Source organism: Mesorhizobium sp. (assembly GCF_004962245.1).
In the GTDB taxonomy this organism is placed as follows: Bacteria; Pseudomonadota; Alphaproteobacteria; order Rhizobiales; family Rhizobiaceae; genus Mesorhizobium.
Genome location: NZ_SUHQ01000004.1, coordinates 250288 through 265595 on the forward strand (window position 1 = coordinate 250288; position 15308 = coordinate 265595).

Here is a 15308-nt window from a genome sequence, read left to right on the forward strand (position 1 = left end):
CACACGCTCGACAGGATCGGTTGGCAGCGGACGAAGTGCAGAAACAGGAACTCGGAATGGCCGGATCGAACGAAATTGGCATTGGCATGATCGGCTACGCCTTCATGGGCAAGTCACATACGCTTGGCTACCGCGATGTGCCTCTCATTGCTCCGGAGGCCGTGCCTCGCCCAAGGCTGGTGTCGCTCTACGGGCGCGATGCGCAAAAACTCGAAGCAGCCAGAAGTCGGCTTGGATGGGAACAGGGCGTCACGGACTGGCGCGATATCGTGGCCGACGACAGGATCCAGCTGTTCGACAATTCAGGTCCAAATGCGCTGCATGTCGAGCCGACAATCGCCGCAGCTCGAGCCGGCAAGCACGTGTTTTGCGAGAAGCCGCTTGGCCCAACTGCAGATGACGCCTTTGCGATGTGGGATGCAGCTCACAAGTCAGGCGTCAAGCATATGTGTGCTTACAACTATCGCTTTTTTCCGGCGCTGCAGCTCGCACGTGAGATTATCCAGACCGGCGAGATCGGCGAAATCCTTCATTACCGGTCGCAGTTTCTCGTCTCCTCGTCTCTCGACGAAAAACGCCAGAAAAGCTGGCGCGATGACAGGCAGGCCGCAGGTGCGGGAGCGCTCGGCGATCTCGGAGCGCATCATATTGATCTCTCACGCTTCCTGATGGATGCTGACCCAACGACCGTGCAGGCCGTGACGCGAATAAAGGTCGGCGCTGCAAGCGATGGCGCCCGGATCGAGACGGACGATCAGTTTGCAGCATTGTTCGACTATGACAACGGCGCGCTCGGCGTCGTCGAGGCGTCACGGGTCGCTGGCGGTCATCTGGTTACAAGCAGGATCGAAGTCGACGGCTCAAAAGGGTCGATAGCGTTTTCAATGCAGCGTCTCAATGAGCTGCGTGTTGCTGGGGCCGACAAGGCCTTCCGGACAATTCCGGTCATGCGAAGCGCTGATCCCTACCAGTCAAACTGGTTTCCGCCAGGCCATCCGCTTGGTTGGGTAGACACATTCAGCCACGAGGCCGTTCACATTCTGGGTGCGATTGCCGGGTTGCACGAGGTCGCTCCGATCGGAGCAACGTTCCGCGATGGCTACTACTGCTCCGAAATCATCGATGCAGCGATCAGGGCCGCCAGCCTCGGTCAGCGCGTCAACATCTCCTACCGAAGCGTGGTCGAGTGAAGGGATAGTCTGATGCGTATCTTCATCAGCTGGCCGGGCTTCGATCGCGCCGGCGCGACCACAGGCAGACGCCTCCTGGATGCCGGCCATGAACTGGTCCTCGCGCCGAAGCTTGGCGTTCGGACGCCGGACGAATTGACGCATCTGGCGGCAGGTTGTGCCGCTGCGATCGTCAGCACGGATCCATTCACGGCCGAGGTCCTTCGCGCGCTTCCGGATTTGCGGATAATTGCCCGGGTCGGCGTCGGGTTCGATTCGGTCGATCGCGCCATGGCTGATGAACTGGGAATTGCAATTTCAATCACCCCGGGCATGAACGCCGAGACCGTGGCAGACCACACGCTGGCGCTCATCCTTTCGGCCGTTCGCAAGATTCCCCAGCAGGACAACTCGGTCAAAGCCGGCCGCTGGGAGCGCGTAGGCCCACTGACGCCCGGCGAACTGCCGGGCAAAACCGTTGGACTTGTTGGCGCCGGCACCATCGGGCGCGCAGTGGCGCGCAGACTTGCCGGTTTTGGGGTCACAGTCTGCTTTTTCGATGCCCAGGTCGACGCGCTTGCCGGCGCCGAAAAGGTTGCCAGTTTCGAAGAACTTCTGAGCCGTTCAGATATCGTCAGCCTCCATGTTCCCCTCATCGCGGAGACCAATCACCTCATCGATGCCAGCGCAATTGCCCGGATGAAGCCCACGGCCATTCTGGTGAATACATCCCGCGGCCCCGTAGTCGATCAAAAGGCGCTTTTCGAGGCTCTGCGGGAGGGAAGGCTGGGCGGCGCGTGTCTCGACGTTTTCGAAACGGAGCCACCCGGCGCCGATACCCTTCGTGACGTCCCCAATCTGGTCTGTGCAGCGCATATGGGTGGCATCAGCCATGAATCCATAGCGCGCATGACTGGGTCGGCAACACAGTCCGTTCTTGAGGTGCTTGCAGGACGAATGCCCGACACGGTCGTCAACCGTGACTCCCTCCGGGGGAGCCAATGAGCGCACATCAGGCCCCTTCGTTTCGCTCGCGACTGCGTTCTGGCGCGCCGCTCATCGGTACGTGGATCAAGACGCCCAGCCGCACTGTGGTTGAAGTCCTTTCGAGCTCGACGCTGGATGTCCTGTGTCTCGATGCCGAGCACGCACCTTTCGATCGTGGCGACCTGGACGGGTCGATCTTCGCTGCCCGTGCTCTCGGTATGCCAGTTCTTGTCCGTCCTGGCACGGCATCGGCCGACAGCCTGCTGAACTGCCTCGATCTGGGTGCCGTCGGGGTGGTCGCGCCCCACATCCGCAGCGGCGAAGAGGCCGACCGGCTGGTCCGCAGCGCCTTGTTCGGTCCTGGCGGGCGCGGCTACGCTGGTTCAACGCGTGCGGCAGGCTACACACGCAAACCGATGGCTGAACACCGGGAGCGCTCCACAGAGGACACGGTGATAGTCGCCCAGATCGAGGACCGGGAAGCTCTCGACAACCTGTCTGACATCATCCGCATCGAACGCCTGGACTGTCTGTTCATCGGCCGGGTTGATCTCACCATTTCGATGGGAGCTGCTTCGCCCAAAGATCCGCAGGTGTTGGAAGCCGTCGATGAAATCTGCCGGAAGGTTGCCGAAGCCGGAATGCGCACTGGCATGTTCGTCTCGGATCTTTCTGAACTTCCTGGCTGGCTGTCACTGGGGTCCAGCCTCTTCCTGCTGTCGAGCGACCAGACCTTTCTGCAGGAGGGGGCTCGCTCTCTCCGATCTGCATTCGACATTTCCACCCGCCAAGGCACTGAAACTTCTTTGATGGAACCCAGATCATGAACGTAGCTTTGATAACCGGCGCATCGCGTGGACTGGGTGCCGTCATGGCCCGCTGCATGGCGGCAGATGGCTGGGCAGTGGCAGTCAACTATGCCAGCGACGAAAAAAGCGCCTCACAGGTCGTACGCTCGATCGAGTCGGGTGGGGGCAAGGCATTTGCAGCACGCTTCAGTGTCGTTGACAGAGACCAGCTGCGTGTCGGCCTGGATCAGATACGCGACGCACTCGGACCGGTCGATCTCATCGTGAACAATGCAACGGGACCGCAGCCGGAAATGCCGCTGATGGAGCAGTCATGGCGGACGTATCTCGACCAGCTCGAGTTCTTCGTCAAGGCGCCGCTTGAACTGCTCCAACTTGTGCTGCCGGACTGGCGCGCCCGCAAGTCCGGCAGGGTGGTCAACATCGGCTCGGAGATTGCCGAGCTTGGTAACCCGAATTTCGGCAACTATGCATCGGCAAAGGGAGCAATGCTTTCAATGACGCGCTCCTGGGCCAAAGAGCTCGCCCCGGATGGAATTACGGTGAACCTCGTCGCGCCGGGCTGGATCCCGGTGGAACGCCATGCCGACGTGCCACAGGTCAGTCGCAACTGGTATCTCGACCGCACGCCCCTTGGCCATTTTGGCACTCCCGAGGACATAGCCAACATGGTCGCCTTTCTGGCATCGCCGAAAGCGAGTTTTATCACTGGCCAGAAGTTCGCAGTGAATGGTGGTCGGACGCTTCTGTAGGAACCACGCTCCGGCAACTTTCAGATTACAAAGAGGCATCGAGGCGAAGGTCTGAGATGGTCAAACCATTGAAGTCCGGCGTTGTGGCTGTCGGAACAGTAATTGCCGAATCCAATCATATAGTTGGACTTGGATGCTGAGAATGCGATTCAGGCCATGCTCAACAACTGATTCAAGTGTGGCGCCGGAAGACGCGAGCCCTCCCAATCCGTTCGCGCACGCCGACGAACGAGGGCTGGGTTTCACCAGATCCTTCCTGAGGGCGATTTCTCCGGCAACTTCCCCGCTCGTGATGACCTGTCGGTTTCGCAGCCCGAGTCTCGCTCCTTGAGAGTGAAAAATCTGGTGGCCCGAGATTCGACCTGGTCTGGCCGACGACACCTAGCACCGCGTGAGCCACCCCCATGCCGAAGGCATTCAAGATTGCTCGCATGCCTCGCTTTGGCAGTGCGTTGACCATGTCCATCTGCGAATTTCGTTCACAAGTCGTGTTCTGTGCGTGCGGCTAGTGCATCGTTCGTCCCAGCAAGAAGATTGGCATGGCGAAAGAGAGGCGTCGAAGGATGCCAAGGGCACGACCCTCACCGCGCCGGAAACGACTGGGAGAGGTCGTCGGCATCGCCACAACGGGAGGAACCATTGAAATCATATCTGTCACGATTGAGAACACTAACCCATGCCGTCAGCGCACTCGCCGTCGCGAGCGCTTTGCTGGTCCAGACGGCACAGGCCGGCACCTTCATGCCGGCATGCTACAAGCCCGGCCTCGGCAACACCGGCACGATCAAATACGCCAAGAAAGAAGGACCATACCGTGTCGCGCTGGTCAATGGCCATACGGGCATCCCCTGGCGCGAGCAGATGATCAAGAGCGTCAAAGTCTGGGCGGCTGCTCCGGAAAACGCCAAGAACATCACCGAACTCAAGGTTGTCAGCACCGGATCTGACGTGGCTGCGCAGATTGCCGCGATCGACAACTTCATTCAGGCCGGCTACGACGCCATTGCTTTCATTGCTGTCAACCCGACCGCCTTCGACGCCGTCATAAAACGGGCCAAACAGGCGGGAACCGTCCTGGTTTCGTTCGACAATCCCGTCGACAACCCGAGCGTGCTGCGCATAACGCCGGAATGGATCGAGTTCGAAGGCGCAATCAAGGCCCAGTCCGTCGTCAACCAGATGAAGGAACCGAAGGGCAAGATTCTGGAGATCCGCGGCATTCAGGGCAATTCCACGGATCGTGATCGACATTTGGGCGTGCAGAAAGTCCTCGCGAAATATCCGGACATCAAAGTCGTCGAAGTCGTCGGCAATTGGGATACGGGGACTGTCCAGAAAGTGACCGCCGACGCCATTGCGGTTCACGGTTTCTTTGACGCCATCATTTGCCAGCATGGCTGCCGCGGCGTGACCAACGCGATGAAGGCGACTGGCCATCCGCCGGTGCCAGTCGGCGGCGACGCCGAAAACGGCTTCGTCAAGGCGCTGGCGATGAACGACATCCCTGGCATTTCCGTTTCAACGTCGCCCGGCCAGGGTCCCGTCGCCGTTCGCGCTGCCATTGCCTTGATGCAGGGCGAAGAGTTTCCGGCCCTGGTCAACGTTCCGACGCCCTATGTCGAAACCAAGGACATGAAACCCAATGTCAACTACTTCCCCGACGAGCCCGACACGTTGGAAACGGTGACCGGCTATGCGGTCTGCGGCTCCGACATGGTGTTCACGCCGGCGCAATTGAACGCCCAGTCCGCCGACAACAACTAGTCGCCCCAGCAAAGCGTCCGAACGGACGCTCCTGCACGTCGGCCGAGAGCAGATCCGATAAGCTCTCGGCCAACCGCGATCGATGGGAGGAGGGAAGATGACCGAAGGTAGTTCCTTCTTGGCGTTGACGGACGTTACCAAGACATACGGCGGCGTCAATGCGCTGAAAAGTGTCTGCTTTGAAGCCAGACGAGGATCCATTCACGCCATCCTTGGCGAGAATGGCGCTGGCAAGAGCACGCTAATGAAAGTCCTTGCCGGTGTCACCCAGCCGGATTCCGGAGCCATTCGCCTGCAGGGCGATAACGTGACATTCGCGAATCCCGCCGATGCCGCGGCCAAGGGCATCGTGTGCATCTTCCAGGAGCTTTCCATAATCCCGGATCTGAGCGTCGCCGAGAATATCTGCCTTACCCAACCGCCGAAGACGGCGTTCGGATTGATCGACCGCAAGGCGCAGGATCGTCTTGCCGCCCGGGTACTGAAACAGATGGGCTGCGGGGAGGGCATCGATACGCGCAGCCGCTGCGCTGACCTGCCCTTGTCGAAACGGCAGATCGTCGAAATCGCCAAGGCGATCGTCCAAAAGCCAGACGTCCTCATTCTCGACGAAGCCACCTCCGCGCTGACCGCGTCGGATGTCGGGCCAGTAATGGACCTTTTGCGCCGCATGCGCGACGACGGCGCCTGCATCCTGTTCATCTCCCACCGCATGCATGAAATCGAGGCGCTGGCCGACACCTGTTCGGTCTTCCGCAACGGCGAGCACGTCTCGACCTTTGCCAGCGGCGCCAAGACGCATGACGAGATCGTCCAGTTGATGATCGGCAAGCCAATCTCGCAGGTCTATCCTGACAAACCAGCCGAGGTGCCGGTGGCGCCGCCTTACCTCGACATCCACGACCTGCGCTGGGGCGACCAGCTCAAAGGCGTCAGCCTGTCACTGCGGCCGGGCGAAATCGTCGGGCTTGGCGGCCTCGACGGGCAGGGCCAGCAGGAGGTGCTGCTGGCCATCGCCGGCGTGCTGCGCGGTACCACCGGCACCGTGCGGATCAACGGCCGTCCGGCCGTCCATCGCGGCCCGAAAGGGGGTAAGGGTTCGGACATGCGGATCGCGCTGATCCCCGAGGACAGGAAGACGCAAGGGCTCTTCCTCAGTCTTTCAGTTCGCGACAACCTCACCGTCTCGATGCTCGACCGCCTGAGCCGCTACGCCGTCGTCGACCGTCCAGGCGAAAAAGCGCTGGTCGGCCGCATGATCGATCTGCTCAAGATCAAGACCGACAACGCCGATGTCGCGGTCGGCACCCTGTCCGGCGGCAACCAGCAGAAGGTGGTGCTCGCCAAATGGCTGGCGACGGACCCTAAGCTGCTGCTGCTGATGGACCCGACCCGCGGCATCGATGTCGGCACCAAGCAGGAAATCTATCGGCTGTTGCGCCGGCTCGCTGGCGACGGCCTCGCAATCCTGTTCCACTCAACCGACTATGACGAGCTGATCGGTCTGTGTGACCGGGCCCTCATCATGTACGACGGCCGCGTCGCCTCGACGCTGAGCGGTCCGTCACTGAACGAGCACAACATCCTGTCGAGCGCGCTGAACCTGTCCCATGACAACTCCGGACGGGAAACCGCCGCGCCGACTGCAGCACTGGCGGAGGGCCTGGCATGACAGCTTTCCTCGACATTCATTTGCGCCGCAACAACCGAGCGCTGCTCGCCTGGCTGGTGCTGGGCGGGTTGCTCGTCTATTTCCTGCACATCCATCCGAGGGGTGCCAGCATTGGCGTCCTTTCGGCATGGGCGAACCAGGGTACGGCGCTCGCCTTCCTGGCTGTCGGCCAGACCATCGTCGTGATGTCGCGCGGCGTGGACCTGTCGATCGGTCCGATCATGGCGCTGACCAATTGTCTGGCCTCGCATCTGGTCAATGGCGGGCCGCTGGAGCTTGCTTTTGGCATCGCCATCGTGGTCCTGGCCGGCGCCGTGTGCGGTGCGATCAACGGCATCGTCGTCGTCGTCGGCAAGATACAGCCGATCATCGCGACCCTGGCGACAGGGGCCATCTATTCAGGCTTTGCCCTGATCATCAGGCCGATCCCGGGTGGGTCGATAGACGAGACACTCAGCGAACTGACGACTGGCGACCTTGCCGGTATCCTGCCCAGCTCAATCGTTGTGCTGCTCGTCCTCGTCTGCCTGTTCTGGCTGCCGGTGTCGAAGGCCAGCCTTGGCCGATCGATCGTCGCGGTCGGCTCGTCGGAACAGGCCGCCTATATGTCCGGTCTCAAGGTCGATCGGGCCAAGATCGCCGCCTACACGCTTGGCGGCATCTTCGCCTCATTCAGCGGCCTCTTCATCGGCTTTCAGACACTAAGCGGCGACCCATCGATCGGGCTACCCTACACACTCAATTCGATCGCCGCGGTCGTGATTGGCGGTACCGCGCTGACCGGTGGTGCCGGCAGCGTACTGGGCTCGATCGCCGGCGCGCTGATCCTGCGCACTATCGGCAGCCTGATTTTCTTCACCGGCCTGCCGCCGCTGGCACAACCCCTCTTCGAAGGCACGGTGCTGCTGGTCGCCGTGGCATTCGGCGCTACCAGGCTGCTGCGTATCAACAATCGGCTGGAGGTGTTTCAATGAGAGCCGTGTCGTTCGTCACTTCCTTCGACGGTCCGACCAAAGCGATCGCCGTGGCGATGCTGCTGCTGCTGGCCGTGGGCGGTGCCTACTATCACCAGTTCCTGTCGCCGATGTACCTTATGCAACAGCTGCAAAACGGGGCGTTTCTCGGCATTGTCGCAGCTGGTGCGATGATGGTGATCCTGCTTGGTCACATTGACCTGTCGGTGCCGTGGACAATTACCGCATCTGCCACCTTGGCTACCGCGCTGGTCGGCACCAGCCCGGAAGCTCTCGTCAGCGAGCGAGGCCTGGTTGCCGGCCTCGGCGCCGGGCTGCTGATCGGACTGATCAACGGGCTGGGCGTCGCCTATCTGCGCATCCCGTCGATGATCTGGACGCTGGTCACCAACAACATCATCCTGGGGGTCTGCGTGTTCTACAGTGGCTTCTACGCACTGCGCAGCCAGCCTTCCCCGGTCATGTCGGCATTGGGAGCCGGCCAACTGTTCGGGATACCCTGCGCCGTCCTCGTCTGGTTTGCGGTCTCGGCGGCAATCGTGTTCCTGCTTCGACGCAGCAGGACGGGCCGCTACATCTACGCGGTCGGCACCCACGAACCGGCCGCCTATCTGTCCGGGATCGATACGCGCAAGGTCATAGTCTTCGCCTTCGTCGTTGCGGGCCTGTGCAGCGCCATCGCCGGGATGCTCCTCACCGGCTATGCCGGCCAATCCTATCAGCGCATGGGCGATCCCTATCTGCTGCCCGGCATCGCCGCGGTGGTTCTCGGCGGCAGCAGCCTGTTCGGTGGCCGGGGATCCTACTCGGGAACCGTCGCTGGCGTCCTGCTGATCACCCTGATCTCGTCGATGCTGTCGATCATGCAGGCGCCCGAAGCTGCGAAGCAGATCTGCTACGGCGTCGTCATCATTCTCATGGTCGGGCTCTACAGCCGGGCAGCGCCGGCCAACTAAATCATTCAGGCAGACAGGATCGGTCGGTATGCAACGAAGTGACGCACAGCGGCATTTGCAGCCGCCGGCCAAATGGAGCGATGCGCTCAAGCAGGAGTTCGCCGTCAATCAGCTCAATGGCTGCGTCGGCCAGTCGCTGGTATCGGAGACCACACGGGTTCGCGTCTGGATGATCCGCCTGAAGCCCGGCGAACGGCTGGGCTTCCATCGGCATGTGCTCGACTATTTCTGGACGACGTCCACGGCCGGCAGCTCTCTTTCATCCTTCCACGACGGCCGGGTTGTCGAGACGATCTACCGTCCGGGCGATACCAAGCATTTTCGCTTCGGACCCGGGCAGTTTGCAGTGCACGACCTGAAAAACACCGGGGATGCCGCGCTGGTGTTCACGACGGTCGAATTCATGGAGAGCGCCAATCCGCCGCTGCCGGTGCCCGATCATGTTCGGGTGCGGCCAGGCCGGGTCACCTGGCCTGCGCTGTCCGAATAGCTCACGAGCCGTTACGACGGCTGACCGGTTGTTATGCGGCGTGGAATGCGCTCTGCCAGGAAGTTCACAAAGACGCGGATGCGGTTGGACAGATGCTCGTGGTCGACGAAGATCGCGTGGATGGGTTCGAGGTCGCCGGGGTTGAAGTCCTCAAGAACGGTGACCAGCCGACCCTCGTCGATATCCTTTCCGACATGGAATGACGACAGCCTTGCAATGCCGAGTCCGGCCAGCGCCAGCTGGCGCATGGTCTCGCCATTGTCGGTTCGCATGTTCCCACTGACCGGCAAGCTGAGCAGGGCTGCGGCAGCATTTTGTCTGTCCTGGAACGGCCAGGTATCGAGGTTGCGGCGGATGTTGAAGTTCAGACAGTTGTGCGATGCCAGTTCCTGCGGATGCGACGGGATTCCGTACTTTGCGAAGTAGGTCGGCGACCCGATGACGTGTCGATCGCTTTCCAGCAGCTTGCGGGCCTTGAGCGACGAGTCATGCAGGAGGCCGGTCCGGATGGCGACGTCGGCGCGTTCGTAGATCAGGTCGACCGGAAAATCGGAAAGGGTGAGATCGAGCGTAATGCCGGGATTTTGCGCCAGGAATTCGGGAATAATCGGGATCAGGTAGTGCGTCGCGAATGGAATGTTGGCGTTCACGCGCAGTGGCCCACGGGGTTCATTGGACCCCGATGCGACGGCGCGCTCGGTCTGCTCGATCTCGCTGACGATGCGCTGAGCCCGGTCGAACAGCATCTCGCCCTCCGGTGTGAGCTGAAGATTGCGCGTCGACCGGATGACCAGAGGAACGCCGAGCCGCTCCTCGATTCTGGTAACCAGCTTGCTGACCGCCGAGGGTGTGATGTGCAGCGCGCGCGCCGCAGCCGAGAAACTGCCCATCTCGACAACCCGGACGAACACTTCCATTTCGGCGCCGCGATTGATCACGTGATCCTCCTCCCGCGCTGGTCCTGGCGACACAAGGCCGCCACTACGCGCCTGATCATAAGGAATCTGCGAGCAATTGTGAAATTGGTTCACAGCTGAAATCTGTTTTTCGCAAATTCTGAAAAACACTCTCTTCCGCTACTGAATGATCAAGCCGGTGCGAACCGGAAGATAGCTGGAGGAGGGTGGCATGGACAGAATTCAGGATCTCCATCTGTTTCGCACGGTGGTACGCGCCGGCAGTCTCACTTCTGCCGGCAACCATCTCGGTCTGTCACCTGCTGCCATGAGTGGGCGCTTGAAGGCGTTGGAAGCCCACTATGGTGTCTCCCTGCTGAAACGGTCGACCCGTTCCATGAACCTGACTCCGGAAGGGCGGCTCCTGTTCGAGAATTCAGACCGTGTGATCGAGGAATTCGATACGCTAGAGGCGACGCTGCGCAGCGGCGGCAGCGATCTGCGCGGCTCTATCACGCTGACATGTCCGAGCGATCTGGGCCGGCAGCATGTAGCGGGAATGGTGGATGAGTTTCTCGCAGAAAATCCCGAAATCCAGATGCGCATGTTCCTCACCGACAACGTCCTGGACATCGTCGAGACCGGCTGCGACGTGGCGATCCGCTACGGCAACCTGCCCGACAGCGCGCTGACCACCAGACGGCTCGGACCCAACCGGCGGCTGATCTGCTGCGCGCCCGCTTATGCCGAGCGGCATGGCATGCCGGCCACGCCTCATGATCTTGCGCAGTACAACTGCCTGGCGCTGCTCAGGTCGGATCGCATCATGGATGAGTGGGAATTTATCAAGGATGGCGAGACAATGACCATCCGCATCCAGGGCGACCGGATGTCGAGTGATGGCTTCGCCCTTCGGCAGATGGCGATGGAAGGCGTTGGCCTGGTGCGCAAATCGCTGTGGGATGTTGCCGGTGATCTGAAGAGCGGACGGCTGCTGAGCGTGCTCGACGATTACACACGCAGCCCCTTCGGCTTTCACCTGCTGACCGACCACCGCACGATGATGCCGCGGCGCATCCGCCTGTTCATCGATTTCGCGGTTCGATATTTCAAGCGGCTGAGTGGCGAGTTGGCGGCCTATGTCTAGGTCGCCCCACCCCAGCATCCGCCGTACGGCGGTGGCATCTTTCGGAAATGCCGAAATAGGTCTTTCGCCCTTGGCTGTTTTTCCCATGGGCAAAGACGGGCAACAAGGCGGCGGGCAGAGTGCGTGCAGTCAGCTGCGTTCGGCACGAGCGACCGGGCGGACGTTTGCCGCAGTCAATTTTCTTCAATCAACAGGATGGAGGCCAAGGTCATGGATCTCGGTATAGCTGGAAAAGTGGCAATCGTGACCGGCGGCAGTTCCGGCATCGGACTGGCGATCGCCCAGTCGTTCCACAATGAAGGGGTGACCGTCGTCATCAACGGCCGTGATGCGGCGAAGCTGGAGGCGGCCGTCACCCAGATCGGACCCAACTGCCGCGGCGTCGTCGCCGATCTCACGACGGCGGAGGGTGCGGCCAAGCTCTATGCCTTTGCACGCCAGTCCGGTCCGATCGCGTTCCTCGTCAACAATATCGGTCGCTTCGACGTCGAGGATTTCTTCACCATCTCTGACGAGCGCTGGCACGAATACTTCGAGTTCAACGTCATGACCGGCATCCGCATCACCCGGCCGGTCCTGAAGGAGATGCTCGACAACAATGACGGCAGCATCGTCTTCATCTCGAGCGAAGCGGCAGTGCGTTCAATCCCGTTCATGGTCCATTATTCCCTGACCAAGACCGCGCAGCTCGGCCTGTCGCGGGCGCTTGCCGAGATGACGCGGGGCACCCGCGTCCGCGTAAACGCCTACATGCCGGGACCGACGGCGACGGATTCGGTCAAGGACTACTTCCAGGGAATAGCCGCCGATCGGGGGATCTCGTTCGACGAGGTACTGCGAGGATTTTTCAAGGACGACCAGCCCGGATCGCTCATCCAGAAGCTGATCGATCCAGAAATGCACGGACGGGCAGTCGTGCAGATGGCAGCCAACTGGGCGATGAATGGGACCATGCAGCGCGCCGACGGCGGCGCTGTCCACTCGATCCTCTGAGCGCCGGGAAAGCACGCGCCCGATCTGCCGCGATGATCGGCCGCCGACATCATCCGCATTGACACGGGGGCACAGCTGTTTGGAAACGCAGCCGGCTGCCGCTCCTCGACACTCAAGCCTAACATTTCATCGATCGCCATGGGCCGCATCGCGCCGGGTGGACGACAGCATCAGGGAGATCCCAATGTATAAAAAGCGCGCCTTAGTCGTCGGTGTTACCGGCATCGTCGGATTGAATGTCGCCGAGTATCTTGCCGAGCAAGGTGGCTGGGAGATCAGTGGGATCTCCCGGCGGCGGCCGCTCGGTGCGAGTTACGTGAACACGATCGCCCTCGACGTCCTCGATCGCGAGAAGACGGTCCAGAGCCTGGCGCATCTCCAGCCGACCCATATCTTCTACTGCACCTGGACCCGGGGCGCCGACGAAGACGAGAACATCCGGCTGAATGGCGCCATGCTCGGCAATGTGCTGGATGCCTTCAAGGGCAAGAGCTGCGTCGAACATGTCGCGGTGGTGACCGGCACCAAGCACTATCTCGGCCCGTTCGAACACTATGCCAAGAGCACGCCCGTGACGCCGTTCCGCGAAGAGCAGCCGCGCCTGCCGCACAAGAACTTCTACTATGCGCTGGAGGACATCGTCATGGGGGCGGCGGCGGAACGCGGCTTCGGCTGGAGCGTGCATCGCTCGCATACGATTATCGGCTATGCCGTCGGCAACCTGATGAATATCGGCGCCACGCTGGCGACGCATGCGTCGATCTGCAAGGCAACCGGACAGCCGTTCTTCTTTCCCGGCCATCCCGCGGCCTATCAGGGGTTGAATGACATCACCGACGCGCGTCTGTTGGCCCGGCAGATCGTCTGGGCCTCTACCGAACCGAATGCCGGCAATGAAGCCTACAACGCCGCCAATGGCGACGTCTTCCGGTGGAGCCGGCTGTGGAACGTCATCGCCGACTATTTCGGCATCGAGGCCGCGCCTTACCCCGACAGGCAGGTCAAGCTTGAGGACCAGATGAAGGACTCGGGCCCGGCTTGGGATGGGCTGGTCGCCCAACACGGTCTGCAGCCGAACAGGCTTGGCATGCTGGCCTCTCCGTGGCACACCGACCTCGACCTCGGCCGGCCTATGGAATGTGTCAACAGCATGGAGAAGAGCCGCCGTTTCGGCTTCCTCGACTATCAGGACACCGACCGATCGTTCATCGACGTCTTCGATCGCTTGCGGCGCGAACGCGTCATTCCGTGACGCGGCTGCGGATCTGCTTGAGGCGGCGCTGGTCGACAGCGCCGCTTTTCCTTGCGAACAGGCGAGATGGTGATCTTGTCGGGCCTGAATCGGGCCGCCGCCTCGGCCGATGCCGTCGTTACTCGAAGGGGCGGGCGCCCAGCATGTGGGCGATGCGGTCGAGGGTCCGCTTCGATGCATGCATCCGCCGGCACTTCACTTCCCTGACGCCAGGGACCTCCAACAGGAAGGTGCGGATCGGCCCTGCATAGGTCATGGCGATGTTGGGGCATGCCTCGCAGGCACCGGTCAGCTCGACGGTGACGACGCCATTCTCGATATCGACGATTTCGATGTTGCCGCCATGGCCGAGTACCAGCGGGCGGATGCCGGCGAGCGCCCGTTCGAGTCCGTCCGCGTTGATCTGCGGGCCACCGGCGGTCATGCAGCGAGCCCCAGCTCGGCCCGTTTGCGGTTGAGATCAATGCCGAGGCCATTGGCGAAGTTGATCCCGAAGACCTTTTCCTTGATCTCCCTGGTAAGCTGTGGATAGCCGTATTTGTCCTGCAGTTCGTCCGGCATCTCCATCGTCGCCCAGGCATCGATGTAGGGCTGGATGTGGGGCCAGATGAACGCCTCCGAACCGTAACAAATGCGGTCGCTGCCGACGAAAAGCAGCGCCTCGCCGAGCCTGTGCAGCATTTTGTGCGGCTGCAGGAAGTACTGATTGAACCACAACGGCAGGATCAGATAGACGTTTTCGAACCGGCTGGCGATCGAGATGGTTTCGGCAACATAGGGATCGCCCAGGTGGTGGATGCCGAAATTGAGTTCCGGAAAATCGGCCGCCGCATACTGGATGTCGTTCGGCATAAAGGCTTCGACCGGTCCGAGCTCGAGCGGAAAGCCCTTGTGGAACTGAACCATCTTGATGCCGAGCTCGATGGCCTTCTCCCATAGCGGATAGGCAACGTCGCGATCGTCGGCGCGCCACTGACAGCCACGCATCTGGTACTGATAGAATTTCATGCTGACGGCACCCCATTCCTTCACCTGGCGTTCCATCTCGGCAAGTGCGTAGTCCAGCCCCTGGTAAGCGGGGTCGACGCCGCCCGTAAGAAGGATGCGGGACGGGTTGGATTTGGCCAGTTCGTAGCTCAGTTCGACGGGACCGAGGCCGGCCTTCCAATGGGCGAAGAGCGGCACCGAACACGCCATGGCGAGATCGGTGTCGCTCTTCTCGAAGAGGGCGGCGTTCGCCCAGTCGAGGTCCGGTGGTGACGAGAAGCCGGGATTGGCCTCCGGGCCGCGTCGCGCGGTGAGGTCGATGAAGCCCTTCAACTGTTCGCGCAGCACGCGCACGCGGCGCCCGTCGCTGCCGGGCTTGATCTGCCTGTCGGTGAAGTCCTGGCAATGGACCGCTGCGTCGAAGACAAACATTCCGTCCTTCATGATTTCCTCCGCTTTG

General features: G+C 61.4%; 15 protein-coding genes. 12 read left to right on the forward strand and 3 right to left on the reverse strand.

Annotated elements, in window-relative coordinates; translation table 11 throughout:
• Positions 1-56: 56 nt before the first annotated feature.
• From E5X88_RS06475 to E5X88_RS06515, 9 genes are all read left to right on the forward strand, one after another.
• Entirely contained in the window at positions 57-1190 is a 1134-nt protein-coding gene (locus E5X88_RS06475; protein ID WP_292159396.1) for a Gfo/Idh/MocA family oxidoreductase, read from the forward strand.
• A 12-nt stretch (positions 1191-1202) separates the two neighbouring features.
• Entirely contained in the window at positions 1203-2174 is a 972-nt protein-coding gene (locus E5X88_RS06480; RefSeq protein WP_292159397.1) for a phosphoglycerate dehydrogenase, read from the forward strand.
• A complete protein-coding gene (locus tag E5X88_RS06485) occupies positions 2171-2983 on the forward strand; it encodes an aldolase/citrate lyase family protein (protein WP_292159398.1) in 813 nt (270 codons plus the stop codon). The genes E5X88_RS06480 and E5X88_RS06485 overlap by 4 nt, the downstream gene beginning before the upstream one ends.
• The gene (locus E5X88_RS06490) at positions 2980-3717 is read left to right on the forward strand and encodes an SDR family oxidoreductase (protein ID WP_292159399.1); all 738 of its coding nucleotides are present in this window, start codon (positions 2980-2982) and stop codon (positions 3715-3717) included. The genes E5X88_RS06485 and E5X88_RS06490 overlap by 4 nt, the downstream gene beginning before the upstream one ends.
• Before the next feature lie 639 nt (positions 3718-4356).
• Positions 4357-5481 (forward strand): sugar ABC transporter substrate-binding protein, encoded by a 1125-nt coding sequence (locus tag E5X88_RS06495; RefSeq protein ID WP_292159400.1) that lies wholly within the window; start codon positions 4357-4359, stop codon positions 5479-5481.
• Positions 5482-5578: 97 nt separating this feature from the next.
• Positions 5579-7153, forward strand: coding sequence for a sugar ABC transporter ATP-binding protein (locus E5X88_RS06500; protein ID WP_292159401.1), 1575 nt, complete (start codon positions 5579-5581; stop codon positions 7151-7153).
• On the forward strand, positions 7150-8127 hold the full coding sequence (locus E5X88_RS06505) for an ABC transporter permease (protein WP_292159402.1): 978 nt from the start codon (positions 7150-7152) through the stop codon (positions 8125-8127). The genes E5X88_RS06500 and E5X88_RS06505 overlap by 4 nt, the downstream gene beginning before the upstream one ends.
• Positions 8124-9083, forward strand: a complete 960-nt coding sequence (locus tag E5X88_RS06510; RefSeq protein ID WP_292159403.1) for an ABC transporter permease — start codon at positions 8124-8126, stop codon at positions 9081-9083. Before E5X88_RS06505 ends, E5X88_RS06510 begins: the two co-directional genes overlap by 4 nt.
• Positions 9084-9111: 28 nt before the next feature.
• Complete coding sequence (locus E5X88_RS06515) at positions 9112-9573, forward strand: hypothetical protein (protein WP_292159404.1); 462 nt, start codon at positions 9112-9114, stop codon at positions 9571-9573.
• Between the two features lie 11 nt (positions 9574-9584).
• Here E5X88_RS06515 and E5X88_RS06520 read toward each other — a convergent pair whose 3' ends face one another.
• Positions 9585-10511 carry a LysR family transcriptional regulator gene (locus E5X88_RS06520; RefSeq protein ID WP_292159405.1) on the reverse strand — a complete coding sequence of 309 codons (927 nt, stop codon included), beginning with the start codon at positions 10509-10511 and terminating at the stop codon, positions 9585-9587.
• 190 nt (positions 10512-10701) lie between these two features.
• Between E5X88_RS06520 and E5X88_RS06525 the strand changes: the two genes are divergently transcribed.
• From E5X88_RS06525 to E5X88_RS06535, 3 genes are all read left to right on the forward strand, one after another.
• Positions 10702-11616: a LysR family transcriptional regulator gene (locus tag E5X88_RS06525; RefSeq protein ID WP_292159407.1), complete on the forward strand. Its 915-nt coding sequence runs from the start codon at positions 10702-10704 to the stop codon at positions 11614-11616.
• Positions 11617-11826: 210 nt separating this feature from the next.
• Positions 11827-12609 carry an SDR family oxidoreductase gene (locus E5X88_RS06530; protein ID WP_292159409.1) on the forward strand — a complete coding sequence of 261 codons (783 nt, stop codon included), beginning with the start codon at positions 11827-11829 and terminating at the stop codon, positions 12607-12609.
• A gap of 184 nt (positions 12610-12793) precedes the next feature.
• Positions 12794-13861: an SDR family oxidoreductase gene (locus tag E5X88_RS06535; protein WP_292159411.1), complete on the forward strand. Its 1068-nt coding sequence runs from the start codon at positions 12794-12796 to the stop codon at positions 13859-13861.
• Positions 13862-13979: 118 nt separating this feature from the next.
• On the opposite strand, the gene E5X88_RS06540 is transcribed toward E5X88_RS06535, so the two are convergent.
• Both E5X88_RS06540 and E5X88_RS06545 read right to left on the reverse strand, forming a co-directional pair.
• Complete coding sequence (locus E5X88_RS06540; RefSeq protein ID WP_292159414.1) at positions 13980-14285, reverse strand: NifU family protein; 306 nt, start codon at positions 14283-14285, stop codon at positions 13980-13982.
• Positions 14282-15292, reverse strand: a complete 1011-nt coding sequence (locus E5X88_RS06545) for an amidohydrolase family protein (RefSeq protein WP_292159416.1) — start codon at positions 15290-15292, stop codon at positions 14282-14284. Before E5X88_RS06545 ends, E5X88_RS06540 begins: the two co-directional genes overlap by 4 nt.
• Positions 15293-15308: the final 16 nt, after the last annotated feature.